This is a genomic window from Daejeonella sp., assembly GCF_046590655.1.
Taxonomy (GTDB): Bacteria; Bacteroidota; Bacteroidia; order Sphingobacteriales; family Sphingobacteriaceae; genus Daejeonella.
Genome location: NZ_JBKJUM010000016.1, coordinates 1 through 25,282, shown reverse-complemented (window position 1 = coordinate 25,282; position 25,282 = coordinate 1). Strand labels below are relative to the sequence as shown.

The following is a 25,282-nucleotide window of genomic DNA, read 5'->3' as shown; positions in this document are numbered from 1 at the left end:
TGTATTTTTGGGCATAGCTTATTCTTGATGTGTAGTAACTCAAAAGTAGCTATAAAACCGGGGGCTTTGATCCCCGGTTTTTAACGAAAAATTATTTTAACCGGACACTAGTGATTTCCTAATTCTCTAATTAAACCCCGACAAAAAAAAAGGGCTCTTCCAAAATCGGAGAGCCCTTCCATTAAAATTTATAAGATCCTTTAATACAGTGTAAACTCTACTCTTCTATTGTTCTGGCGACCGGAAGCAGTTTTGTTTGAAGATATCGGCTGGCTTTCACCGTATCCTGTAGCTTCGATGCGGGAAGGATTAGCACCCTGGCTTACTAGATAAGATTTTACTGATTCAGCACGATCTTTAGATAACTTAAGATTGGCTGCAGCGCTTCCAACGTCATCTGTGTGACCGGCCAATTTAAGGCTGAAATCTTTAGATTTTAAAAGATCAGCAACCCTATTTAAGCTTGCGTATGAAGTAGAACGTATGGTTGCTTTTCCAAAATCAAATTCAAGATTTTTAATTGCTTCAGCTACTACCCTTCTATCCTCTTCTGTTACAACAACTCTAACCGGGTTAATCGTAGTATTAGTAACTTTTATCTCACAACCAGCACCATCAACTTGCGTTCCGGTTGGAGTGTTAGGACATTTATCAAAGAAGTCAGAAACACCATCTCCGTCAGAATCAGTTTTAAAACGAGCCCAGTCAGTGCTCATCTGAGCCATTTGAGCTGCATTTCTGGCCCTCTCAGCTGCGAGCTCCGCTTGAAGTGCTGCATTACGTGATATATAATCAGCTTCCAAAGCCGCAACTGGATTATAACTAGATAATTGAGGTTTGGATTTGCCCCCGAGTGCAAACTCAAGTCCAACGTGTGTGTAAGAAAATTTGTCACTTTGCGGGCCGGCACGATAGCCATCAAGATTATCTCCGTCAACAAAGTTCATCTGATATCCCAGATCTAACATTAGATTATTAGAGATTCCAAACTTTAATCCGGCTCCAACTGGAATGAACGACTCGTGAACAGTTTCTGTATTGAAACGGGTGGTCCCGGATTTGCTAGTAAGATCGACATCGTAACCCATCAAACCATAACCAGCTGTAAGGTAAGGCTGAACAACATTAGTTCTGTTCATCCAGTAAATATTTGCCAGGCTCCAGTACGCATTTAAGCTCCCTGAATATTTGACCAGGGTTTCGTAATTAGTAAACGGACTAACCGGTGCCGAGCCATTACCCAAAGCACGCGAATTATCTGCTTTCAACTTTCCTCCCAGAAAATTAGCCTGTATGCCAAATGCTGGCCAAATTTGCTTTTTAATGTATGCTCCATAGCCTAAATCAGCCTTCCAACTGGTAAAATCGTTTTTTCCAGCAATTACAGTTGGCGCAAGAACACCTGCATTAATACCGAAAGACCAGGTACTGAACGAAGAGGCTGGTGAAAAGACTTTAGGAACCGCGATACTTGCCGGAGTGTCCTGAGCAATTGTTTCTGAAGATACTAACAGCCCTATAGCTAGTGCAGAAAGTGTTAGAAATTTTGAGTTCATATTTTGTGAGTTTGTTTGGATTTACCACACAAAAGCTATACCACAAGCAAATTATAGCGATAAGATAAAAATAAATTTAACCTTATATTAAGTATTTAACTGTGAATCAGGATAATGCTCTTATCCTTATTTTTATCTTTGCATCTCACATGATCAGCAAAAAAGAGTATACAAGCTTCATAAAAGGCGAAGCTAAGAGATTGGGATTCCTCTCCTGCGGTATATCTAAAGCTGGCTTTCTGGAGGATGAAGCCCCACTGATGGAGAGTTGGTTAAAAAGTCGTCACCATGGCGAAATGTCATATATGGAAAACCATTTCGACAAAAGACTGGACCCCAGAAAACTAGTAGAAGGCGCCAGATCCGTAATTTCACTGTCTTTAAACTATTATACTAATCAACTTCAGCTGGATCCGGAGGCACCAAAAATAAGCCGATATGCTTTTGGCGAAGATTATCATTCAGTAATTAAAGCTAAGATAAAATCTCTCATACAGTCTGTACAAGAAAATATTGGCGAAGTAAATGGCCGTGCATTTGTTGACTCCGCACCTGTACTGGATAAAGCCTGGGCAAAAAAATCTGGCTTGGGCTGGATCGGTAAAAATTCAAATCTGATCAGTAAAAAGTCAGGATCTTTCTTTTTTCTTGCAGAACTAATCACTGATCTGGATTTGGAATATGATGTTGCTCCCTCAGAAGATCATTGTGGTACATGTACACGGTGCATTGATGCTTGTCCGACGGAAGCCATCATAGCACCTTATGTGGTAGACGGCAGCAAATGTATTTCCTACCTGACCATTGAGCTAAAAAACGAAATACCGACGGAATTCAAAGGGAGAATGGATAACTGGATGTTTGGATGCGATATCTGCCAGGATGTTTGTCCCTGGAATAAATTCTCAATTCTTCATACCGAGCCCGCTTTCCAACCCAGCCACGATCTTCTTGGAATTAATTCCCAGGAGTGGAATGAAATCACCCAAGATACGTTTAGCAAAGTCTTTAAAAATTCTGCCGTAAAGAGGACTAAGTTTAGTGGGTTAAAGAGGAATATTGACTTCCTTCGGAGTTGAGTTATACGTTGTACGTTGTACGTCTCTTACTAACGTACCCAACGAAATTAAACTAGATCTTTCACCAATGCAAATCATTACTTAAATTACTGAAAGGGCATATCGTTTTGTCACGTAAAACGTATCATATAATGTTCAACCCTTTTGTGTCGCTTGCCAACGTAAAACGTATTACGTACAACTTCCAATTCGTCACATTTTTCGCCCATTCCGTCACATTTATTGGTAACCGGCTTCGAAGCTGGGTAATATTGTTCCATAATTCAATTGAAGAATTAATCTAATTATACAAAATGAAGAATTTCATAAAAAATCCGTCGGATATAAACAGAATAGAATACTGGGCCGCTACGACCATGTTCGTATTCTCGATATTCTTCCTGGTATCAGGATCAGTGAACATGAACGAATGGAAATACAATAAGGTCAGTTTCACCGAAGCCCAACAGGAATACACTTATTTTAATAATTACTTCCTGCCTTCCCTGGTCAGGTATATAACCTTTTACGGAAGTTATTTACTTCTTTCTTTCTTTATCGTTCCACCGTTAAGCAGGCGAGAAAATATCACACTGAATGTGCTTTTGACTTTAGTGATCTTCTATTTAATTAGTGTTATTTTGGCTGTGACTGTCACCTGGCTACAGGGCTATCTTTTTAGTTCATATACTGAAGATCAGCTCTATGCGAAACTATTTCAGGAAAGCGCCATCTTTTCATTCTGGCTACTCATGATGTTTGCTCTTTATAATTTTATAAAACATATTGCTATTTACCTACTGGAAAACTCAGATCTGATACAATCAAAGTACCGGGTAATTACCAGAGATGGAATCTATGCTTTTATCGTGTGGATGATAGGGCTTTTTCTTTTACTGATGAGCCAGGTTGAATCAGACATTGTACTTGCTTTTGCATCCTGCCCTCTTGCGGGAATAATTTTGTACTGTTATTCGATGTACATTCTTTTACCCGGAAGTCAGCGGGCGGCGAAACCCTACAGGTCTTATCTAGGTAGTTTTTCCTGGGTTGCATTACTCAGCTCCTTTTCAATCTTTGTCGTGCTTTTGATACTAACATCTCAAAACAATGAAGAAATCTCATTTACAACTGCATTTTTTAACTTAGTGTTTCAACTGCTTTTTACAGCCCCCCTGTCCTGGTATGTTTACAAACATCGTATTACCGTTGATTATGAAATAAAAGGTCTTCAAACTGCTCTTGGACGCTCCACCGCAGATCTCAATTTTCTTCGCTCGCAGATCAATCCACATTTTCTTTTCAATATATTAAATGCGCTCTATGGCACTTCTTTGCAAGAGAATGCAGAAAGAACTTCTGAAGGGATACAGAAACTTGGGGACATGATGCGTTTTATGCTCCATGAGAACCTTCAGGAAAAGATTTCTTTAAACAGGGAAATTGAATATTTAAACAATTATATCGCACTTCAATCTTTACGTACCCAGTCCTCACCGGAAATTACGATTTCCACGGAAATTGAGGAACATGTAGGCATTCTTCAAATCGCTCCGATGCTGCTGATCCCGTTTGTGGAAAACGCGTTTAAACATGGCATAAGCCTCAAAGAACGGTCTAATATCCGGATCAGCCTGGTAAACAGGGATAAGACATTATATTTTGATATTTCAAACAGCATGCATGAGAAGCCGGCAAACGATCCGGAGAAGAATAACAACGGAATCGGGCTTTCAAATGTAAAACAGCGTCTACGCTTAATGTATCCTACCCGTCATGAACTTTCCATCAGAGAAAGCGGCAAGGAATTCTTTGTGCACCTAACCATTCAGTTGGATTGATTATGAAAACATTATTGCTGGTTTTATTAATTTGCGTGGTGATTGATTGCGGCAAAGAAGTATTCATAGCCGGAAAAATCATTTTCAATCGAATATCAGATTTTTCGTTGACCTTCAATAAACAGGAATCAATCCGTTCAGACAAACAAATAGTGTTTAATAACTTACTTTTACCGAATGAATGCCATTGCCCTTGACGATGAACCTCTAGCTCTTGAAGTTGTGCGAAGTCACGCGTCAAAAGTGCCATTTCTCAAACTGAAGGCTGAATTCACCGACGCTTTTCAGGCAATGGAATACCTACAGAAGGAAAATATTGATCTTATATTCCTGGATATTAAAATGCCTGACATTTCCGGGATAGACTTTCTAAAAAGCCTAAACAGAAAGCCAATGGTTATTTTCACAACCGCCTACACAGAACATGCGGTTACCAGTTTTGAACTGGATGCCATTGATTATCTTCTTAAACCATTTTCACTTAGCCGCTTTGTCAAAGGATGTAACAAAGCCTATGAACTTTTTCAACTTCGCAATAAAAGTGGCAAGGCAGATTATATGTTTTTGAAGACAGGCTACGAACAGGAGAAGGTTAATTTTGCCGATATCCTTTGGTTGGAAGCTGCCGGCAACTATGTGAATTTTGTGGTTAAAGGTAAAAGCTTACTCTCACGTATGACGTTTGCAGAACTCGAAGCAATTTTACCTAGAGATAAGTTTGTGCGTACACATAGGTCTTACATGGTCGCCGTTAGTAATATCGACAGAATAGAGCGACACCAGGTACATATTCAGGGATCTACAATACCGGTGAGCGAATCGTTTATGCAGAATCTCATCGGCCTTGATAAGAGGTATCTGGAACATTAAGGAAGCCTACCTGCCGGCAAGGAACACGGATTGCAGTTCGAAGAAAATACGATATTAGAAGGACATAAACCATCGTCAATTGGTAGCCATGAAGTACTTTTTGTTAAGTTTGCTGATCATCTGCTACATTAGTACTTTTAGCCAGGAGTTACGACTGAAAAAGCGGACTTCTACCGCCTTGAGCGGATCGGAATTTTCACAGGCCATCAGGGATACAGCACTAAGTTTAGATGAACGCGAAAATATCATTTTCAATGAGATCAAATCCGGCAATATTCCCGATTTTTATCGAAACTTTATTGAAATAAAAGATACAATCACCTCCAAAGGTAAATCACATACTATCCGGTATTTTGTTGCTCCTGATTTTATTGCGATCGGATCAAACGAAAACTACTTTTATTGTCCGATGAAAGCCCAATTGGCTCAGAAAGTAGCAAATCTATTGAAGTGCAGTCTTCCAACCCGAAAAATATCGGATAAAATCTATCAGAATGCGATTGTTAAAATGGTCCCAGAGCCCATACCTCCTTCTCCTCAAATGATTACCATTCCGGTATTTGAAAAACATAATAGACTGGTCAACACTCAACGGCAACTATCAGTACACCAATATCCATTAGGCAGTCTCGTAGCAGGGAATAAAAAAGATGTAGTTATTTCCAATAAGATCTATAACGACAAAGGGGTCTTGAGAGTGGTTATATATGGTTGGCATAAACCGGACGGCAAAGCGATCCAGCTATTATACAATGGGCATAGTAGTATACATGTTGATTACAGCCATGGTATCCGGATGGTTCTCAATAAGATCTGGGTTAACGGTAAAAAAACCTCTATGCAGAAAGTTCTCAGATCAAATACCCTTCATCCTCTGCTGAGTGATGAGGGAATAATCGCATTACCGGTTTACCCTACAATGGGTGAAAGGTGATCATTTCCCAAACTTCATCTTCAGTTGCTGAAGCATATCCGTATCGATTGGTTTTGCTTCTTCCACTTTTTTAGGTTGCGGCTGAGGACTCGGTTCTGGCTTGTAAGAATTCTGCTTCTCTAATCTCAATGCCTCCTTTTTTGCATTCCATCTTTTCCAAATTTTTTCAAGGCATCGCTTGGTGTATAGCGGGAAGTCACCGTTTTGCATCCAATTATAATAACTGGGCTCAGATTGGAAAACATCTTCAACTGACCTTCCTTTATGTTTTCCGAAATTAATAACTTCGACGCCCACGTCATTGTAAACCATTCTTGCAGCGAAATCCACAGGCTTATTTAGGTTCGTAAATTTATGCAGGGCTTCGATATTATTTTGCACGGGTTTTGAAATTACTCCCTTTTTATCCTCCCAATCCTGATTTTCATATTTGCCAATCTGTGCAAGCAAAACTTCATAAGTAGCTTTGATATCTGCCTCGGCTGAATGAGCGTTTTCAATCACTTTACCACAGTAGAATTGGTAAGCGGCGCGCAATGTGCGCTGTTCCATTTGATGAAATATATTCTGAACATCTACGAAGTGCCTGTTATCAATATCGAAATTAACCCCAGCACGAAGAAATTCTTCCATTAATACCGGGATATCGAACTTATTTGAATTGTATCCGGCAAGATCACAATCATCAAGAAACCTGGCCAGCTCCTCTCCTGCCTGCTTAAAGGTTGGTTCACGGCTTATATCTTCATCATAAATACCATGTATCAAGGAAGATTCCAGGGGGATAGGCATACCCGGATTGATCCTCATAGTTTTGATCTGCTCCGTGCCATCAGGCATTGCCTTAAGTATGGATATTTCAACTATTCGGTCTGATGCGACATTTACGCCTGTAGTTTCAAGGTCGAAGAATGCAAGAGGGCGTTTTAGGTTTAGTTTCATAGCGTATAATGGACAAACATCGCAAAATGATTTACAATAAGCAGAAATTCAGGGTATATTTTTATTTAGCGGTACTGAGCTCTATCCGAAAATAATAATTCCTAATGTGATTCCTATGATCATAATAAGATAAAGCAGGATCTCTGTAGTCGCGAACCGTTTGTACTTTGTCCAGAATGTATAATCGTCTTGGGGCTTGCGCATATTATTAATGGTAATAAATATACTTTTAAACTCACAATATATTCAGTCTTTTAAACTTCCACCTCTGGAGAAATACTTATAATACCACGGGTCTTTGAGATCACTGATAATTACACCTTTAGATGTTGACGCGTGCACAAATTTGTTGTTGTGAAGGTAAACTCCTACATGGCTAAATTGCTGTCCTTGAAAATCAAAAAAAACTAAATCTCCTTCTTTGAGTTGTTCCTCATACTTCCTTTTCACGATCTCAGCCATAGATTTGGCAGTCCTGGGTACAAAGCGAGAGTATATCTCCTTTTCCAGGATACTGGTAAATCCTGAACAGTCCACTCCTTTCTTATCCATACCACCGCTGCGGTGAGGTACACCCATCCAACTGTCTATAAAACGATACAACTTTTCGTTGTTAAGTTCCTTTTCTTTTACATTAAGAAGCGATGCATAACGTTCGGTGAGACTCCCTGAAATCACTGGCCGAGCTTTAGACGCATCAGTGAGAATTTTCTTGCTTTTACAGGATGTGTATAGTAAGGGTGTTAGGAGTAAAAGTAGATAAAATGATACTTTCCTAAGATAATTAATCATTCCACTAAGGTCAAGCTAAATACTCCTTGCTCATACCGAAGATTATGAACATGGTGTGAATAACGTTAATTTAGAAACGGGCGTAACCGAGATGTTCCAGATCCGCAAAAGACTTTGTAAGGTGGACTTTTCCATTTGCGATGAGGTAAATGCAGTTTGCAATATCAGTAACATGACGAAACATATGGTCTGTGATAAGAAAGCCTTTATGTGTCTTTTCATCTTCAATGAGCTGCTTTACACGATCTATTTGAACAGGGCTAAGATGACTAAATGGTTCGTCCAGCATAGTAAATTGAGAGTTAGCCTTAATTATAATGTATAATTCGATAAGTCTCCTTTGACCGCCCGACAAACTTTGCATCCTGCTATTATCAGTACTAATCCCGGTGGAAAACATCTGTTCAAAATCCGCGTATTGTAATTCAAAATCCTCAAAAACACGTTTGATAGTTAGCGTCCCTGGGATGAAATTAAATTGGGGCATATAGAGTAAAAGGTCCGGACGTTTAAATGGCTTGGCAACATACTTGCCGTCGAACCGTACGGATTTGATATCCAGTTTAAGGCTCCCATATATTATTTGCATTAAGCATGATTTACCCTCCCCGTTCCTGCCCAAAAGACCTACTATTTTACCTGTTTCGCACCTAAGGTACACATCCGATAAAACTTTCCGGCCTGAGAAGCTTAATTGTATACCGTCTGCCTCGAGTGTGTGAATCATTTTTTAAATCAGGTATAAAATAAAATTGGCTGAAAGAAATAAGAGCGTGTCAAGGGAAAAAGCTGCAGTCCATAGAAAACTTTTGGATACTCCTAAATTCTGATAATAGTAAAATTCTTTCTGTTTGTAGTCGTTTATGAAATAGAAAATAATGGCCATAACCACTGCCCTAAACCAAAACATCAGTGGGAAAAGTTTAAAGTCTGTTTTGACGATTATCGCTACACAGAATATATCGATCAATAAGCTTAACACGCAGAAGCTGTTGTAAAATGTAAAAAAAGATCGAATAGCAACTTTCATTGAGTTCTTTCTTCTAATATACATCCTTGTTGCATCAATGTAATCAACCAATATATTATTTGGCATCATTTTTCGTTAGTGTATAGTGCAAATGCTTATAAACGCTTTGCTTTAAAAAACAGATTATGAAACGTATCTTATTAGGGTTTGCATTTGCTGCAATAGTTGCAGGATGCAACAACAACGCAAATGAAGTAGCTAGCGCCAATGCAGTCCGGGATTCAATAAGGATTGCTGATGAAAAAGCAAAACTGGATAGTTTTGAAAGAGCTGAGATAGCTGAAAAAGCTGCAGCTGTTGCAGTAGCTAATGAAAGATCTAAAGCAAAATCAACTTCATCAAAAAGATCATCTAGCAATACTTCTAATAGGGCAGGCTACATTTCCGACAATGGAAATGTTGTTTACACTACTCCACAAGAAGCTAAAAAAAGAGGATGGAGCTCTGCAGCTAAAGGTGCAGTTATAGGTGGAGTTGTTGGAGCTGGTACCGGAATTCTGGTAGACAAGAAAGACGGACGTGGTGCAGCTATCGGTGGTGTTGTTGGAGCAGGTACTGGTTATGTGATCGGTCGGAGCAGAGACAAAAGAACCGGAAGAGTACAATAGTAGAATATCATAAATTTAAAGTCTGGTCGATGACCGGGCTTTTTTTTGTTTGAAAAAACTTATCTTAACAATCTTTTTAAAACTAAAATATCATTGAATGAAATCAAATTACAAGTTCCTGCTTTCTGTTTTTATAATTATCATGGGTGCTGTATATTTTTTGCAGGCAAAACAGGATTTGAATCGTAAAACTGTAGTAAATCCAAAGATTAAGGGTATTCCCAACCAGCAGAATATAAAGTTAACCGATGCTTTTCCGACATTAAGCTTCAGCATGCCAGTCGAATTTGTAAGCCCGAAGGACGCTACAAACCGTAATTTTGTTGTTGCACAACGCGGAAAAATTCACGTTTTCGCGAATAACTCTGCTGTAAAAGAAACTAAAGTGTTTCTGGATATTGAAAGCAAAGTTACAGCGGGTGGTGAGCGCGGTTTATTGGGTTTGGCATTTCATCCCAACTTTAAATCAAACGGTCATTTTTATCTGAACTATACCCGTAACAATCCCGGCCTAGAAACGGTTATTTCACGATTCACGGCAAGCAAAAATAATCCAGATGTTGCCGAGCCAGGTTCTGAAGAGATTCTCCTAACTTTTAAACAACCCTATAGCAATCATAATGGAGGAAAAATTGCATTTGGCAACGACGGCTTTCTCTACATAGGTGTGGGAGATGGGGGAAGTGGCGGGGACCCGCAGAAGAATGGGCAGAACCGCGCCACATGGTTAGGTAAGATTTTGCGAATTGATGTTGATAAACAATCAGGGGCGTTAAAATATGGAATTCCCAAAAATAATCCATATCAGGGCAATTCACAGGGGTTCAAAGAGGAGATCTTTGCATATGGAATTCGTAACCCATGGAGATTTAGTTTTGATAAAGTAACGGGCGACCTTTGGATGGGCGATGTAGGCCAAAATAAGATCGAAGAAATTGATATCGTGAAGAATGGCGGAAACTATGGCTGGAATAGTATGGAGGCAGAAGAATGTTTCGGACAAGCTAACTGTAATACCGAGGGTATGATCCTACCCGTCTGGTCATATCGGCAGGGCCCACAAACGGGAAATTCGGTCACCGGAGGTCATGTTTATAGAGGCAAGACGGTAAAATCATTGCAGGGAAAATACATCTATGGCGACTATGTTACCGGGAATATTTGGGCACTTAGCCCGGCAGGCAAAGGAAAATATACAAACGCATTATTAATTAAGCATAAAGGCATGGTCTCATCGTTTGGCGAAGACGCGAATGGGGAATTATATATTTGCTCTTATGGGGACGGGAAGATTTATAAGATAGAATAAAGAACAAGGAGCAAGGAATAAGGACAACAATCCGTAGTAATAGGGTGCGTTTGGTCTTTGCTCCTTGTTCCTTATTCTTTGTTCAAAATTATGCTTTCAACACCCTTTGTATCTCATCCAATTTCATCAGTGCTTCTACTGGCGTTAGGGTATTTACTTCCAGATTATTTAACATATCCCGGATCTTGATCAGAACCGGATCGTCTATTGAAAACATTTGTAGCTGGTAAGCCTGTTTCTGCACTTTTTTCATGCTTTCTTTAATATCCTCGCCGCCGGTCCGCTCCTGTTCAAGGCGCTTCAATATGTCATTGGCACGACTTACCAATTTTGCAGGCATCCCTGCCATCCTGGCCACATGAATACCGAAGCTATGTTCACTCCCCCCAGGCACGAGTTTCCGCAGAAAAATTACTTTATTGCCAACTTCTTTAACAGCTACATTATAATTCTTTATCCGGTTAAAGGAATTAGTTAATTCATTGAGCTCGTGATAATGAGTGGCAAAAAGTGTCTTAGCTTTTGCAACCGGGTGGGTATGTAAATATTCCGCAATCGACCAGGCAATGGAAATTCCATCGTAAGTGCTGGTTCCCCGACCGATCTCATCCATAAGAATGAGGCTTCTTTCGGAGAGATTGTTCAAAATACTCGCCGTTTCATTCATCTCAACCATGAAGGTTGACTCTCCTGAAGTTATATTATCAGAAGCTCCCACCCTTGTGAAGATCTTGTCGACCAGACCAATACTGGCTTCCTTCGCTGGAACAAAACAACCCATTTGAGCCATAAGTACTATTAAGCCTGTTTGCCTTAACAATGCAGACTTACCAGACATATTTGGCCCGGTAATAATGATAATCTGCTGGGTATCAATGTCAAGTAAAACGTCATTTGTTATATATTCTTCACCAGTGGGCAAATTCTTTTCAATTACAGGGTGTCTTCCGCCTTTAATATCAATTGTCTGACTCTGGTTAATTTCAGGTTTTACATAATAGTTCTTAATTGCAAGTTCGGCAAAGTTTAAAAGCACATCCAATTGAGCAACTAGCTGCGCATTCAATTGGATTGGCTTGATATATTCAGACAGTGCAAAAGTTAACTCACCATATAAACGGGTTTCCAGAATTTGTATTTTCTCTTCTGCTCCTAAGATTTGTTCTTCATATTCCTTAAGTTCCGGCGTGATGTAACGCTCCGCATTAACCAGAGTTTGCTTCCTGAGCCATTCGGGCGGTACCTTATCCTTATGAGTGTGAGTAACTTCGAGATAATAACCAAAGACATTATTAAAAGCGACTTTAAGCGAGGGAATTCCTGTTATTTCTGCTTCTCTTCTTTGGATTTCCAAAAGATAACCTTTTCCTCCAAACGCAATTTTTCTTAGCCTGTCAAGCTCTTCATCAACCTCGTTAGCAATAACTCCTCCTTTGGCGAGCATTACAGGAGGATCCGTATTCAGTTCTTTCTCAATCTTGTCACGAATAAGCGTACAGTTATTTAACTGTTCGGCAATAGTTTTTAAAGCAAAACTATGACTATTGTCACATAAGATTTTAAGGTTGGCTATCGCATAAAGAGCCCTTTTTAATTGCGTCACCTCCCTCGGATTTGCCTTCTGCAAACCGATTTTTGATATAAGCCGTTCCAGATCGCCTATTTGTTTTAACTCATGCAATAGATTTCCTCTCAATTCCTCGTTTTCAACGAGATATTCCACAACGTCCAACCGTTCCTGAATAGGTTTAAGCTCCTTGAGGGGCATTATTATCCATCGGCGAAGTAGCCGGGCTCCCATCGGCGAACAAGTCTTATCGAGCACATCAACAAGGCTTACCGCATTCTCGTTTGCTGAACCAATTAATTCCAAATTTCTTATTGTAAAGCGGTCGAGCCACATATACCGGTCCTCTTCTATGCGCGATATGGATGAAATATGCAGAAGATTACGGTGTTCTGTTTCATTCAAATAATGTAAAGCAACGCCAGCGGCAGTTATCGCCAATGGAAATTTTTCAATTCCAAATCCTTTAAGCGATTTAACGTCAAAATGCTTTAGCAGGAAATCTTCTGCATAATCGCCACTATATGCCCAATCATCTAAATGGTACGTATAAAACCTATCCCCAAATGTCTCTGTAAAATCTCTTCGACGGCTTTTGGGGAATATTACTTCACTGGGTTTAAAACTTTGCAATAACTTATCGACATATGCAGCATTACCCTGCGCTACAAGGAATTCCCCTGTGGAAATATCTATAAACGCGATTCCAAAAGAATTTTTTTCAAAAAATATAGATGCCAGGTAATTATTTGTGTTCTGCTGAATAATATTGTCACTATAAGAAACACCCGGAGTAATTAGCTCCGTAACGCCTCTTTTAACAATGGTTTTAGTCAATTTAGGATCTTCCAGCTGATCGCAAATCGCAACTCGCTGCCCTGCCCTTACTAATTTAGGCAGGTAGGTTTCCAGTGAATGATGTGGAAAGCCTGCGAGTTCAATATGGCTTCCTGAACCGTTTGCCCGTCTGGTCAGCACAATCCCAAGTATGCCGGATGCTTTAACCGCATCTGTGCCAAAAGTTTCATAGAAATCACCAACCCTAAAAAGCAGCAGCGCACCAGGATATTTAGCCTTAATCGCATTATACTGCAACATCAAGGGAGTTTCTTTCTGATCTTTTTTCTTAGACAAGGCTTTTTTGTAAGAGGATAAAGTTAATGGATTGTTCAGGGTTTGGAAGAGATGTGGAAAAAAGTTATTTAGTGGAGACCCGAAAGCTATCGGGTTGACATTTGACAGTTGAAAGCTTAAGACATCGACATTGATCTCGTGCGTCTTCATCGACAAACTGTCAACCATCCTCTTTCAACCGTCTACTAAGTCATTTGTTAAAAAATGTGAAATAATTTGTATTATACGAAAGTGTTCGTATAATTGTATACGAAACAATTCGTAATATATGATGGAAGTTAAACCAACAAACAGCGAACTAGAAATTTTACAGGTGATTTGGCGAAACGGTACCTGTACTGTTCGTGACGTAAATGAACAGCTTGCCAAGGTTAAAGGCGCCGAAATAGGATATACCACAACTCTAAAACTCATGCAGATCATGCATGAAAAGGGTCTTCTTGAGCGGGAGACAAGCAGCCGCACTCACATTTATAAAGCTTTAATATCGCAGTCAACAACCAGTCAGAATTTATTGAACTCTTTAATTGAAACTGTTTTTAATGGTTCGGCGGCGCAATTGGTTATGCAAGCCTTAAGCAATAGGAATTCTTCCAGGGAAGAGATAGAAATGATTAAAAAACATCTTGATCAGTTGAATAAAAAATAGAATTATGGAACTAACTATCCTTTTTTCAGCATTGAGCCAAGCCATCTTCTACTCCATTTTAATTGGCCTTATTGTGTACGCATTTGTGAAGCTTATTATAACTGCATTTTCCGAATTGCCTTCATCTGATCGTTATAAAATTCTCTACACTGGAATGATATGGATATTTGTCAGTTTCATCGTCTCCTTTTCGGATGCTTTTCTAACAGAACTAAATAACGCCAAAATTAATGTGCCTTTGCAAACATTTGAACAAAGGGCACTTTCAGTTGAAGCCTTTAAGAGTGAGTCCCTCTTGCCAGGCATCTCAAAATGGATAGCAATCATATATTTTGCGGGTTTACTCACTCAATCTGCAATGCTATTATTTAGCTTGTTCCAGGTCAATAGAATCAGGGAAAAAAGTTTCAGGAAAGTGGACCTTAGGTTGAACTCACAACTCAATTTACTTTCCAAAAAACTTAATTTGAAGAAGAAAGTTACACTTTCTATAGCCAACGACACCCTAATCCCCTGCACTATCGGATTTATTAAACCGATCATACTTTTTCCGATCGCGATAATAAACAGCTTGAATCCGGCAGAAGTTGAGGCAATTTTACTGCATGAACTGGCACATATCAAGCGGAATGATTATCTCTTCAACATCATACAACGAATTATGGAGATGGTTCTGTTCTTTAATCCGGCCATATGGTTCATCGGAAAAGAAATAAGAAACGAAAGAGAATACTGTTGCGATGACCTTGTAATCCAAAATACTTCTAATCCTATGATTTATGCCAAGGCACTTCTTCAAATTGCTGAGAATAAAACCCATGATCTAAATTTATCACTTTTTGCATCAGGTACAGGTAAATACACATTATTTAACCGTATAAAACGAATTACAAACATGAATGCTATGAATTTAAATCCTAAACCTCACCTCCTTGTCTCATTAACCGTGGTTGCCGTATGCATCTCTTTAGCATGGATGATTCCGGCTGAACAAGTTGTCCGGCAACAAAAGAATAATCATACAGCCGCTAGTAAAATTAAGCCTGACACTGTTCGCCTTGAAATCCCGACAGTTCCAAACCCTGCAGAAGCTCCTCCAATTCATCCAATTCATCCAATGCAATCAATGCAATCAATACATACTAAACCTGAGCTAATGCTGGCGCCCCTGGCTCCTAATGTCCCGGAACTTCCTGAAGTTCCGTTAATGTCGTCACCTGTTATACCGCACACTCCTTCGCCAATAGCGATTTCGTTCGCATCGGATACTAACAAGTTAAAAAAGAAACTGAGCAGTTCCGAATGGAAAAAACATATGGAGGAGATGAAGATCCATACCGAAGAAATAAAAAGGCATTTTGAGAGCCCGGAGTGGAAAAAACAGATCGCTGACATGAAAGTCAATGCTGAGCAAATGAAACTTCAAGCCTTTGCAATGCAAAAAGAATTTAACAGTCCAGAATGGAAGATTAAAATAGAAGAGATGAAGAAACTTTCAATCGAAATGAAGAAGCAATTCGAATCTCCGGAATGGAAGAAGAAGATTGACGAGATGAAAATTAACTCTGAGGAAATGCGAAAACAATTTGATTCTCCAGAATGGAAAAAGAACATTGAGGAAATGAGAGTAAACGCTGAGGAGTTTAGAAAACAGTTCGACTCTCCGGAATGGATAAAACAAATAGAGGAAATTAAAATGAAGTCTCAGGAAATAAAACAGGAGGCTGAAAGGGTTAAGAAAACAAAGGTCACTCCATAAAACTAATTTAAAACGCTGTTAATTTTGAAAGCCTCTGATGTTGATCAGGGGCTTTCTTTTATGAATGGTGATCGGGAAGTATTGCATTATTAGAGGTTAGTTGGTAGTTGTTAGACGGAGCGTCTAGCCTTTCCAGCCTAAACACTAATTTCTAAAAATTAACCCCTAACAACCAAATACTAATTTATATTTGAGTCGTGATCGGGAATCCCATACAACTATATAAAAACGCCTACGCGGGTCTCAGCAGAGAAAACTGGTATCTTTCGATAGTAATGTTCATTAACAGGAGCGGCACAATGGTCGTTCCTTTTATGACTATTTACTGCACCCAAAAATTAGGCTTTTCAATAGTTCAGGCTGGGGTAATTATGTCCTTATTTGGTTTGGGCTCCATCCTCGGTGCATTTTTCGGTGGCAAGATTACAGACAAGCTTGGCTTCTACCATTTGCAGCTAGGTGCACTTTTCAGCGGCGGAGTGTTATTTATCTCGCTGGCCTTTTTGGAAACCTTCCTTAGCCTGGCAACTGGAACATTTCTTCTAAGCATGTGTAATGAGTCATTCAGACCAGCTAATTCAGCTGCGATAGCACATTATAGTTCTGAAAGGGTGCGAACACGGGCTTATTCGCTGCACAGGCTAGCTATTAACCTGGGCTGGTCATTTGGCGGCGCATTTGGAGGTTTTATTGCTTCAATCGACTATCATTTTTTATTTTATGTGGATGGCTGCACAAATATTTTAGCCGGTTTTCTACTTCTTAAACTCTTACCTCAAATTAAGAAAGAAAAAGCTCCCACAGACGCACCAAACAAACCAGTCATCCGTTCAGCTTACCGCGACAAACTATATCTTGCTTTTATTTTTCTGACCATACCTTTTGCTTCGTCCTTCTTTCAGTTCTTTATATTACAACCGGTTTTTTTTAAAACTGAATGGCACTTTACCGAGCAGTTTATTGGGGGTTTAATGGCTCTCAACGGACTCATTATAGTCACCACAGAAATGGTAATGGTACACAACCTCGAGGGTCGGCGTAATCCGTTATTTTTTATTTCTCTTGGAGTTTTCGTTGCTGCATTTAGCTATGTAGCTCTAAATGTTCTACCCCCGACTGCATGGGCGGCTGTAATATCAGTGGTGCTCATCACATTTGGGGAAATGCTTTCCATGCCGTTTATGAATGCTTTTTGGATAAGCCGCTCCAACGAAAATAATCGCGGCGAGTATTCTGCATTATACACAATAGCCTGGTCAATTGCCCAGATAATCGGTCCGGCTTATGGCGCATTTCTTATTCAATACGGCGGATTCAAACTTTTCTGGTGGTTCCTTACTGCTATCTGCATCTGTTCGTCAATAGGCTTTATGCTGATAAATTATCTGGAGCCTATACGGAAGTGGAAGAAAACCCGCTATTTTTGACTATGCGGAAAATAAGACTGGATGAACTTGGTCGGGTGGATGTTAAAGCCTTTAAAGAACTGGAAAAGTTACCTATAGTCGTAATACTGGATAATGTACGGAGTATGCATAATATAGGTTCAATTTTCCGTACATCCGACGGATTTGCAATTGAAAAGATCTGTCTTTGCGGAATTACAGCTCAGCCTCCTCACCGGGAAATTGAGAAAACAGCTTTAGGAGCTACTCAATCAATTGACTGGGCCTATTATGGAACGGTTACTACAGCAATTGAAGGGCTTAAGCGTGAAGGCTATATTATCATCGCCGTTGAACAGGCGGAAAATAGCGTGAAGCTTACAGACTACGAACCAAAAAAATCAGAAAAATATGCGCTGATCTTTGGGAATGAAGTGCATGGAGTTAGTGAAGAAGCAATGAATATGGCAGACGAATGCCTTGAAATACCTCAGTTTGGAACAAAACATTCGTTTAACATTGTAGTATCTGCAGGAATAGTGTTATGGGATTTTTTTTCAAAGCTAGATCCCGGATTGTAAACGCGCCGCAACCGAACTTAATATAGAATGAAAATAGAAAAATTAAGAAATATAGATATCGACCTGCTCAAGAAATTACAGCCTAAAACGTGGACAGATATAAGGCCCTATTTTTATTATTATTCGGGTTCTAGTTTCTGTCAGCCATTAAAAATTTCAGAAAATGGTAAAATCATAGCCGTTGGAACAAATATTCAACATCAGGATTCCGCCTGGCTGGCGCACATTATTGTTCATCCTGATCACAGAAACAGGGGTTTGGGAAGAGAAATAGCTTCTGCGCTAATTAATGATCTCGATCGAAAAAAGATTAGCACTATATATCTGGACGCTACTGACATGGGATACCCTGTTTACAAAAGACTTGGCTTCGAAGTTGAAACTGAATATATTCATCTGAAAGGAAAACATACTGATCGGTATCTCTCTGACGAGAGCGCCATTATTCCCTTTTATCCAGGGCTTAAAGATGAGCTCCTTTCGTTGGACCGGCGAATCTCTGCAGAAGACCGCTTAAATGTTATCGAGCCACACCTTCAGTTCTCAATAGTCTATGTAACTCAGGGAAAAGTTCATGGAGGCTACTTCCCCACCCTGCTGGACGGTTTTGTCTTAGCCGAAAACCCATTGGCAGGAACAGAATTAATGAAAATAAGAATGCGAAATAAACTTACTGCACGATTTCCATCAGATAATCAGGCTTGTGTGGACTTCCTGATCGCCAACGGCTATAAAATCACAGGTACTTCTAAACGGATGGTTCTCGGAGAAAAACGCCCGTGGAATGGTAAAGGGATATTTAACCGGATAAGCGGCGGCCTTGGGTGAGTGGTACGTTGTACGGATACGTTGTACGTTGCTGGACGCATAATTGAGACGGTTCTAAAATAAAAAGCTCCCGTTAAATAATGAGTGCCCCCTCACGTAAAACGTATTACTTACAACTTAAAACTTCTTACCCGATCATATATTCCTGCACCCTATCTTTACTCGGCAAACTTGATCGTCCCATAAGAAACTCATCAGCACGGCGGGCTGCCTCCCGTCCTTCAGAGATCGCCCATACTACCAGGGACTGCCCGCGGCGCATATCACCGGCAGCGAATATTTTAGGGATATTGGTTGCATACTGGCCTTCAATGGCATTTACGTTGCCTCGGGCATCAAGCTCGAGGCCAGTGTTTTCTACCAGCCCTTCATGCTGTGGATGTAAAAATCCCATCGCCAGTAAGGCTAGCTGGCTCGGAAGTTCACGTTCAGTACCCTCTATTTCCGCAAATTTAACGGGACGGCCGAGCGGATCCAGCTCCCAGCTTACGTCAGAAACTAGTATCGCCCTAAGCTCCCCATTTTCATTGCCCAAAAACGCTTTAGTATTTATTCCCCAGAAGCGTTCACAACCCTCTTCATGAGAACTCGTTGTTTTAAGCACCATTGGATATGTAGGCCAGGGCATATTCGCGTTGCGCTCTTCCGGCGGCTGTCCCATTAATTCAAACTGTTTTACTGTATTTGCATGCTGCCTGTTCGAGGTTCCAACGCAATCAGAACCGGTGTCTCCACCCCCAATAACGATCACATCTTTTTCTGTAGCAAGGATTTTTTCATCAGGAAAAGAAATATTGCTTATTGTTTTGTTCTGTTGCTTTAGAAAATCCATTGCAAAATGAATCCCCTTAAGTTCGCGGCCCGGGATGTTAAGATTGCGAGGAATTGTTGATCCTGCAGCCATAATTATAGCATCATGCTGATCTACGAATTCTTTCATTCGGCCGTTGGCGCCAACTTCGGTATTACAGACAAAGTTTACTCCCTCTTCTTCCATTACCTGCAAGCGACGGTCTATAATCGATTTTTCAAGCTTAAAATCAGGAATACCATAACGTAGTAAACCGCCCGGAAGATCATCACGTTCATAAACCGTTACAGTGTGACCTGCTTTATTCAATTGCGCGGCAGCGGCGAGTCCGGCCGGACCAGAACCCACTACAGCGACTTTTTTTCCCGACCTTAAGATCGGAGCGTTTGGCTTAACGTATCCTTTAGAAAAAGCGATCTCAATAATATGTTTCTCAATTTCCTCAATAGTGATCGGTGGTTTATTAATTCCAAGGACGCAAGCTGCTTCACATGGCGCAGGGCAAATACGCCCTGTAAATTCAGGAAAATTATTTGTCGAATTTAGAATTAAATAAGCTTCTTCCCATTTACCCTGATAAACTGCATCATTGAACTCAGGGATCACATTTCCCAGCGGGCAACCTGCATGACAAAATGGAATACCGCAGTTCATACATCTGGCCGCCTGCTCATTCAATTTCTCTGCGGGATACTCATGCACAAACTCATTATAATTCTTTACCCGCTCTTCAGGGGCTGTTTTTGATGGAAGCTCCCTGCCATACTCCTTAAATCCTGTTGGTTTTCCCATTATCCTGCTGATTGCTGAACCTTTCGAAGGTTCAATACTTTTTTGTACTCTTTAGGGAATACTTTTATGAAAAATACAGACTGTTGTTCCCAGTCGTCCATGATATACCTGGCCACCTGGCTATCCGTAAGCTGTGCATGTTTATACAACAGGCTGCGAATTTCTTCTTCATCCTGTAAAGAAAGTGGATCCAGATCAACCATTTCACAGTTACAGTTTGCTACAAACGAATTATCCGGATCATAAACCCAGGCTAAACCTCCGCTCATCCCAGCCGCAAAATTTCTGCCTGTCTTACCCAGGATCAGAGCCCTTCCACCAGTCATGTATTCACATCCATGATCTCCTACACCTTCCACCACTGCCGTTCCACCTGAATTCCGCACTGCGAAACGCTCTCCAGCCTGACCTCTTACAAATAATTCACCAGAGGTTGCACCGTACAAAGCAACATTACCTATTATAATATTTTCCTGGGGTGTTGTAGTGTTTTTTACTGAAGGATAGATCACTAACTGTGCCCCAGATAAACCCTTACCTACGTAATCATTAGCTTCACCTTCCAGTTCGAATGATATACCCTTGGTACAGAAAGCGCCAAAGCTTTGACCGGCAGAGCCAGTAAATTTGTAATTGATCGTGTTATATGGCAATCCCGCCGAAAAATACTTCTTTGTAATCTCATTTGAAAGGAGCGTCCCGACTGTCCGATTGGTATTTTTTATATTAAAGGAAGCGAAAACTGGTGTCTTTGATTCGATGGCGTCTTTAGCCTTTTCAAGGAGTTTCCAATCGAGAATCTCTCGCAAACCGTGATCTTGTCGTTCACTATTGTACAAGGTCATGCCTGATGGATTATCCATAGAGTACAAAATACCTGACAGATCAATGTTTTTAACTTTCCAATGATCCACATCGTCGCGCATCTTAAGGAACTGAACTTTTCCAACCATATCATTAACGGTGCGGAATCCAAGCTCTGCCATTATCTCACGCAGTTCTTCTGCTATGAATTTGAAGAGGTTGACTATATGCTCCGGTTTGCCGCTGAAAAGTTTCCTCAATTCAGGGTCCTGTGTTGCAACTCCCACCGGGCACGTGTTGAGATGGCATTTACGCATCATAATACATCCACCAGCCACCAGCGCAGCTGTAGCAACGCCCCATTCTTCTGCACCTAAAAGAGTCGCAATTGCGATATCTTTTCCAGTCTTTAACTGCCCGTCTGTTTGCAGAACAACCCTGCTCCTAAGTTTATTTTTTACTAAGGTCTGCTGGGCCTCTGCAAGTCCTAGTTCCCATGGCAAACCAGCATGCACAATAGAAGTTAAAGGTGAAGCTCCTGTTCCCCCGTCATAACCAGAGATAAGGATCACATCAGCATGAGCTTTTGCCACTCCTGCAGCGATAGTCCCAACACCTGCCTTCGAAACCAGTTTTACACTGATCCGGGCGGCACGATTAGCATTTTTGAGGTCAAATATTAGTTGTGCCAGATCCTCTATAGAATAAATATCGTGATGCGGCGGTGGGGAAATTAAGCCCACTCCAGGTGTTGCATGGCGGACCTTTGCAATCCAATCATCAACTTTATCGCCCGGCAGCTGACCTCCCTCGCCGGGTTTTGCACCCTGAGCCATCTTAATCTGAAGCTCATCGGCATTAGCCAGGTAATTGGCGGTTACACCAAATCTCGCCGAAGCGATCTGCTTAATCGCTGATCGCATTGATCCGCCATCAGGCATTACCTCATACCTTAACTCATCTTCGCCACCTTCCCCGGTATTACTTTTTGCTCCAATACGGTTCATCGCAATAGCCAGAGTACTATGTGCTTCATGCGAAATTGACCCAAACGACATAGCGCCGGTAGCGAAACGTTTCAAAATTGCTTCGATTGGTTCAACCTCATCAATAGGAACAGGCTGGCGGTGATGTGCAAAATCAAGAAGGCCGCGGATAGTGTACAGGCTGTCTGTCTGATTATTTATGTGTGATGCATACTTTTTATAGACTTCAAAATTGTTTGTACGGGTGGAATGCTGAAGTAAGTGTACAGTGTCAGGGTTAAACAGATGCGCTTCTCCCTTTCTTTTCCACTGGTATACGCCGCCTGCGGGCAGGATTCGAGTTTCGATCCCAGTACGTCTGAAGCCTGTGAAATGCTTATGTAATGCTTCCTGAGCGATATCGTCCAGACCAAGCCCTCCTATGCGGGATACAGTTCCAGTAAAATAATGATCGACTACTTCTTTATTAAGACCGACGATCTCGAAGATCTGGGCACCGTGATAAGACTGCAACGTTGAAATCCCCATCTTTGAAAAGATCTTGAGTAGGCCGTCATTTACAGATTTAGTATAATTCTTGTATAGCGACTTAAGATCAAGAGTTGTATCCAGCTTTTCGTCTGTCTTTAGCTTTCGTATTGTTGCCAGGGCAAGATAAGGATTAACTGCAGTTGCGCCGAATGCAATAAGGCATGCAAAATGATGAACCTCCCAAACATCTCCCGCCTCAAGCATTATTCCCACTGCGCCCCGCAAACCCTTCTTGATCAGGTGGTGGTGGACGGCAGAGACGGCCAATAATGAAGGAATTGGTGCATGTTCAGAATCAAGTGCCCGGTCTGATAAAATCAACACTTCGAAACCATCATGCACAGCATCCTCTGCATATCTGCACAATCGATCCAGTCCGCGCTGAAGCGTACCCGGCTGACCGTCGGCCTTAAAATATGTTTGTAGTGTTTTAGCCTGAAAGGAGCCAGTATCAATACTTCTTATCTTCTCCAACTCAGTATTGCTCAGTACGGGATGCGGTAAGGCAACACAATGGCAATGCATCTTATCCTCATCAAGGATATTACCGTTATTGCCCATAAAGCCTGCCAGGCTCATCACCAGACGCTCTCTGATCGGGTCGATAGGCGGATTTGTTACCTGAGCAAAAAGCTGTTTAAAATAATTGGAAAGGTGTTGCGGGCGGTCTGAAAATACTGCCAAAGGTGTATCAGTGCCCATAGAGCCAATCGCTTCCTTCCCGAGCAATGCCATGGGCTTGATCAACGTATCAATATCCTCGCGTGAGTAACCAAATACCTGTTGGTACTTAAACGTTGATTCATTGGACATCTGAGTGAAAGCTACCCTCGGCTCGGCGAGATCTTCAAGCCTTATTTTATAATTTTCAAGCCATTGCGCATAAGGCTGGCGGGTTGTAACTTGATTCTTTATCTCATCATCTTCGATTATAGAGCCCTTAACCGTATCAACAACAAGCATTTTCCCCGGCTGCAAACGGCCTTTCTTAATGACTTTTGATTCATCAACCGGTAATACGCCCGCTTCAGAAGCTACTATAATCTGATCGTCGTTGGTGATAACAAAACGTTGAGGACGGAGGCCGTTTCGATCAAGCGTTGCACCGATCATATGCCCATCTGTAAAAGCAATAGCAGCCGGTCCATCCCATGGTTCGATCAGTGTAGCATGATATTCGTAAAACGCTTTGGTAAGAGGATCCATCTGCTCATTACCATCCCATGCCTCAGGGATCAGCATCATCATCACATGAGGCAATGATCTGCCGCAATGGAACAATAGTTCAACAACATTGTCAAGGCATGCTGAGTCAGATTGATTATTATCTATTACGGGAAGAAGCATATCCATCTCGTCCTTACTAAAAAAAGGAGATGCAAAGGATCGGATGCCTGAATAAAACCAGTTGAGATTTCCTTTGAGAGTGTTGATTTCCCCATTGTGAGCGATGAACCTGAAAGGCTGCGCCAACCTCCAGGAGGGAAAAGTATTCGTTGAGAATCGTGAGTGGATCATTCCAAAAGCAGAGGTAAGATCTGAATTATTCAGATCCTGAAAATATGTCCTAACCTGGCTGCTGGTAAATTCTCCTTTATATATAATAATATTTTGTGAAAGCGAGCATACGTAAAACTGCTGTTCTGCCGCTTTAACAGCTTCACGAATTGTTTTTGTAACCAGATTTTTTAATACATAAAGTTTGCGCTCAAAATCTTCTGCAGTATGAAGGGAAGCAGGTTTATCAATGAAGATTTGTTCTATATCCGGCTCAGCCGAAAATGAAGCTTCCCCAACAATACCCTTGTTTATAGGAACAATTCTGTAACCGAGTATTTTAAGCCCTAGTTTTTCAGCACATTTTGTAATTACCGCGCGACAAGCTTCCTTTATAGTTGCTTTTTTCGGCAAAAAGAGCATGCCTACACCATAGCTACCGGGCTCATCAATGTGTATATCTAATTTTACAGCCTCTTTTTTGAAAAAGTCATGTGGGAGCTGCATCAAAATTCCCGCGCCATCACCCGAATCCGGATCACAACCGCAAGCTCCGCGGTGCTCCATGTTTTCTAAAATAGTAAGAGCATCGCTCACAATCTGATGCGACTTCCGGCCCTTAATATTAGCAATGAAACCAATTCCACAAGCGTCATGCTCATAATCCGCATTATATAATCCTTGCTGCTGGCTGTCAGTATTTGTCATTAAAAATCGAGTATTTATAAATTCCTCTAAAATAAGCAAAAGGGGACTGATTACTTAATTTTCAATAATTTTTGTCATTCAATCAAAAACTAGCATTTCTAAGACCGGCAATTGCTAATTACATAATTATATACACAATATATTACAAATATGATATTTCATATTCCAATTTGCTACTGCAGGACGATAATTGCAATTTTTTCCTACTTTTGTCGCGGGCAAGTCTTTTACGACCAGCTCCCTTTGAACTCCCCCAGGGTGGGAACACAGCAAGGGTAGAAGGTTGTAGCGGTGCGATAAAAGGTGCTTG

Annotated in this window: 19 protein-coding genes and 1 other RNA gene; 12 read left to right on the top strand and 8 right to left on the bottom strand. The window is 40.9% G+C overall.

The window, feature by feature from the left end; genetic code table 11:
- Positions 1-200: 200 nt before the first annotated feature.
- Positions 201-1,556 carry an OmpA family protein gene (locus ACLL8Z_RS01340; RefSeq protein ID WP_411272945.1) on the bottom strand — a complete coding sequence of 452 codons (1,356 nt, stop codon included), beginning with the start codon at positions 1,554-1,556 and terminating at the stop codon, positions 201-203.
- Between the two features lie 149 nt (positions 1,557-1,705).
- Here ACLL8Z_RS01340 and queG point away from each other — a divergent pair, with 149 nt between their 5' ends.
- From queG to ACLL8Z_RS01320, 4 genes are all read left to right on the top strand, one after another.
- Positions 1,706-2,635, top strand: a complete 930-nt coding sequence (queG, locus tag ACLL8Z_RS01335) for a tRNA epoxyqueuosine(34) reductase QueG (RefSeq protein WP_411272944.1) — start codon at positions 1,706-1,708, stop codon at positions 2,633-2,635.
- A gap of 293 nt (positions 2,636-2,928) precedes the next feature.
- Positions 2,929-4,455 (top strand): sensor histidine kinase, encoded by a 1,527-nt coding sequence (locus ACLL8Z_RS01330; RefSeq protein ID WP_411272943.1) that lies wholly within the window; start codon positions 2,929-2,931, stop codon positions 4,453-4,455.
- Between the two features lie 177 nt (positions 4,456-4,632).
- Positions 4,633-5,325 (top strand): LytR/AlgR family response regulator transcription factor, encoded by a 693-nt coding sequence (locus ACLL8Z_RS01325; protein WP_411272942.1) that lies wholly within the window; start codon positions 4,633-4,635, stop codon positions 5,323-5,325.
- 88 nt (positions 5,326-5,413) lie between these two features.
- Positions 5,414-6,259 (top strand): hypothetical protein, encoded by an 846-nt coding sequence (locus ACLL8Z_RS01320; RefSeq protein WP_411272941.1) that lies wholly within the window; start codon positions 5,414-5,416, stop codon positions 6,257-6,259.
- Here ACLL8Z_RS01320 and ACLL8Z_RS01315 read toward each other — a convergent pair whose 3' ends face one another.
- The 4 genes from ACLL8Z_RS01315 to ACLL8Z_RS01300 form a co-directional block, all read right to left on the bottom strand.
- A complete protein-coding gene (locus ACLL8Z_RS01315; RefSeq protein ID WP_411272940.1) occupies positions 6,260-7,201 on the bottom strand; it encodes an exonuclease domain-containing protein in 942 nt (313 codons plus the stop codon).
- Positions 7,202-7,282: 81 nt separating this feature from the next.
- Positions 7,283-7,405 (bottom strand): hypothetical protein, encoded by a 123-nt coding sequence (locus ACLL8Z_RS01310; protein ID WP_411272939.1) that lies wholly within the window; start codon positions 7,403-7,405, stop codon positions 7,283-7,285.
- A 42-nt stretch (positions 7,406-7,447) separates the two neighbouring features.
- Entirely contained in the window at positions 7,448-7,993 is a 546-nt protein-coding gene (locus ACLL8Z_RS01305) for a C40 family peptidase (protein ID WP_411272938.1), read from the bottom strand.
- A 70-nt stretch (positions 7,994-8,063) separates the two neighbouring features.
- Positions 8,064-8,720, bottom strand: coding sequence for an ATP-binding cassette domain-containing protein (locus ACLL8Z_RS01300; protein WP_411272937.1), 657 nt, complete (start codon positions 8,718-8,720; stop codon positions 8,064-8,066).
- Between the two features lie 428 nt (positions 8,721-9,148).
- Here ACLL8Z_RS01300 and ACLL8Z_RS01295 point away from each other — a divergent pair, with 428 nt between their 5' ends.
- Positions 9,149-9,631 (top strand): YMGG-like glycine zipper-containing protein, encoded by a 483-nt coding sequence (locus tag ACLL8Z_RS01295; RefSeq protein ID WP_411272936.1) that lies wholly within the window; start codon positions 9,149-9,151, stop codon positions 9,629-9,631.
- A 97-nt stretch (positions 9,632-9,728) separates the two neighbouring features.
- A complete protein-coding gene (locus tag ACLL8Z_RS01290) occupies positions 9,729-10,940 on the top strand; it encodes a PQQ-dependent sugar dehydrogenase (protein WP_411272935.1) in 1,212 nt (403 codons plus the stop codon).
- An 88-nt stretch (positions 10,941-11,028) separates the two neighbouring features.
- On the opposite strand, the gene mutS is transcribed toward ACLL8Z_RS01290, so the two are convergent.
- Complete coding sequence (gene mutS, locus ACLL8Z_RS01285) at positions 11,029-13,605, bottom strand: DNA mismatch repair protein MutS (RefSeq protein WP_411272946.1); 2,577 nt, start codon at positions 13,603-13,605, stop codon at positions 11,029-11,031.
- Between the two features lie 304 nt (positions 13,606-13,909).
- Here mutS and ACLL8Z_RS01280 point away from each other — a divergent pair, with 304 nt between their 5' ends.
- The 5 genes from ACLL8Z_RS01280 to ACLL8Z_RS01260 all read left to right on the top strand — a co-directional run bounded on the left by ACLL8Z_RS01280 (position 13,910) and on the right by ACLL8Z_RS01260 (position 18,843).
- Positions 13,910-14,290, top strand: coding sequence for a BlaI/MecI/CopY family transcriptional regulator (locus ACLL8Z_RS01280; protein ID WP_411272934.1), 381 nt, complete (start codon positions 13,910-13,912; stop codon positions 14,288-14,290).
- Between the two features lie 4 nt (positions 14,291-14,294).
- Complete coding sequence (locus ACLL8Z_RS01275) at positions 14,295-16,049, top strand: M56 family metallopeptidase (RefSeq protein ID WP_411272933.1); 1,755 nt, start codon at positions 14,295-14,297, stop codon at positions 16,047-16,049.
- 197 nt (positions 16,050-16,246) lie between these two features.
- Positions 16,247-17,476: an MDR family MFS transporter gene (locus ACLL8Z_RS01270; protein ID WP_411272932.1), complete on the top strand. Its 1,230-nt coding sequence runs from the start codon at positions 16,247-16,249 to the stop codon at positions 17,474-17,476.
- Between the two features lie 2 nt (positions 17,477-17,478).
- Positions 17,479-18,015 carry an RNA methyltransferase gene (locus tag ACLL8Z_RS01265; protein ID WP_411272931.1) on the top strand — a complete coding sequence of 179 codons (537 nt, stop codon included), beginning with the start codon at positions 17,479-17,481 and terminating at the stop codon, positions 18,013-18,015.
- Between the two features lie 27 nt (positions 18,016-18,042).
- The gene (locus tag ACLL8Z_RS01260; protein ID WP_411272930.1) at positions 18,043-18,843 is read left to right on the top strand and encodes a GNAT family N-acetyltransferase; all 801 of its coding nucleotides are present in this window, start codon (positions 18,043-18,045) and stop codon (positions 18,841-18,843) included.
- A gap of 127 nt (positions 18,844-18,970) precedes the next feature.
- Here the strand turns inward: ACLL8Z_RS01260 and ACLL8Z_RS01255 are convergent, their stop codons facing one another.
- Positions 18,971-20,446, bottom strand: a complete 1,476-nt coding sequence (locus tag ACLL8Z_RS01255; RefSeq protein WP_411272929.1) for a glutamate synthase subunit beta — start codon at positions 20,444-20,446, stop codon at positions 18,971-18,973.
- The gene (gltB, locus tag ACLL8Z_RS01250; protein ID WP_411272928.1) at positions 20,446-24,972 is read right to left on the bottom strand and encodes a glutamate synthase large subunit; all 4,527 of its coding nucleotides are present in this window, start codon (positions 24,970-24,972) and stop codon (positions 20,446-20,448) included. Before gltB ends, ACLL8Z_RS01255 begins: the two co-directional genes overlap by 1 nt.
- Positions 24,973-25,188: 216 nt before the next feature.
- Between gltB and ffs the strand changes: the two genes are divergently transcribed.
- Positions 25,189-25,282, top strand: an RNA gene (ffs, locus tag ACLL8Z_RS01245) — signal recognition particle sRNA small type.

Coding starts and splice junctions, on each gene's coding strand:
- ACLL8Z_RS01340 (WP_411272945.1), bottom strand. CDS start 1,556: ATGAACTCAAAATTTCTAACACTTTCTGCACTAGCTATAGGGCTGTTA.
- queG (WP_411272944.1), top strand. CDS start 1,706: ATGATCAGCAAAAAAGAGTATACAAGCTTCATAAAAGGCGAAGCTAAG.
- ACLL8Z_RS01330 (WP_411272943.1), top strand. CDS start 2,929: ATGAAGAATTTCATAAAAAATCCGTCGGATATAAACAGAATAGAATAC.
- ACLL8Z_RS01325 (WP_411272942.1), top strand. CDS start 4,633: ATGAATGCCATTGCCCTTGACGATGAACCTCTAGCTCTTGAAGTTGTG.
- ACLL8Z_RS01320 (WP_411272941.1), top strand. CDS start 5,414: ATGAAGTACTTTTTGTTAAGTTTGCTGATCATCTGCTACATTAGTACT.
- ACLL8Z_RS01315 (WP_411272940.1), bottom strand. CDS start 7,201: ATGAAACTAAACCTAAAACGCCCTCTTGCATTCTTCGACCTTGAAACT.
- ACLL8Z_RS01310 (WP_411272939.1), bottom strand. CDS start 7,405: ATGCGCAAGCCCCAAGACGATTATACATTCTGGACAAAGTACAAACGG.
- ACLL8Z_RS01305 (WP_411272938.1), bottom strand. CDS start 7,993: ATGATTAATTATCTTAGGAAAGTATCATTTTATCTACTTTTACTCCTA.
- ACLL8Z_RS01300 (WP_411272937.1), bottom strand. CDS start 8,720: ATGATTCACACACTCGAGGCAGACGGTATACAATTAAGCTTCTCAGGC.
- ACLL8Z_RS01295 (WP_411272936.1), top strand. CDS start 9,149: ATGAAACGTATCTTATTAGGGTTTGCATTTGCTGCAATAGTTGCAGGA.
- ACLL8Z_RS01290 (WP_411272935.1), top strand. CDS start 9,729: ATGAAATCAAATTACAAGTTCCTGCTTTCTGTTTTTATAATTATCATG.
- mutS (WP_411272946.1), bottom strand. CDS start 13,605: ATGTTGCAGTATAATGCGATTAAGGCTAAATATCCTGGTGCGCTGCTG.
- ACLL8Z_RS01280 (WP_411272934.1), top strand. CDS start 13,910: ATGATGGAAGTTAAACCAACAAACAGCGAACTAGAAATTTTACAGGTG.
- ACLL8Z_RS01275 (WP_411272933.1), top strand. CDS start 14,295: ATGGAACTAACTATCCTTTTTTCAGCATTGAGCCAAGCCATCTTCTAC.
- ACLL8Z_RS01265 (WP_411272931.1), top strand. CDS start 17,479: ATGCGGAAAATAAGACTGGATGAACTTGGTCGGGTGGATGTTAAAGCC.
- ACLL8Z_RS01260 (WP_411272930.1), top strand. CDS start 18,043: ATGAAAATAGAAAAATTAAGAAATATAGATATCGACCTGCTCAAGAAA.
- ACLL8Z_RS01255 (WP_411272929.1), bottom strand. CDS start 20,446: ATGGGAAAACCAACAGGATTTAAGGAGTATGGCAGGGAGCTTCCATCA.
- gltB (WP_411272928.1), bottom strand. CDS start 24,972: ATGACAAATACTGACAGCCAGCAGCAAGGATTATATAATGCGGATTAT.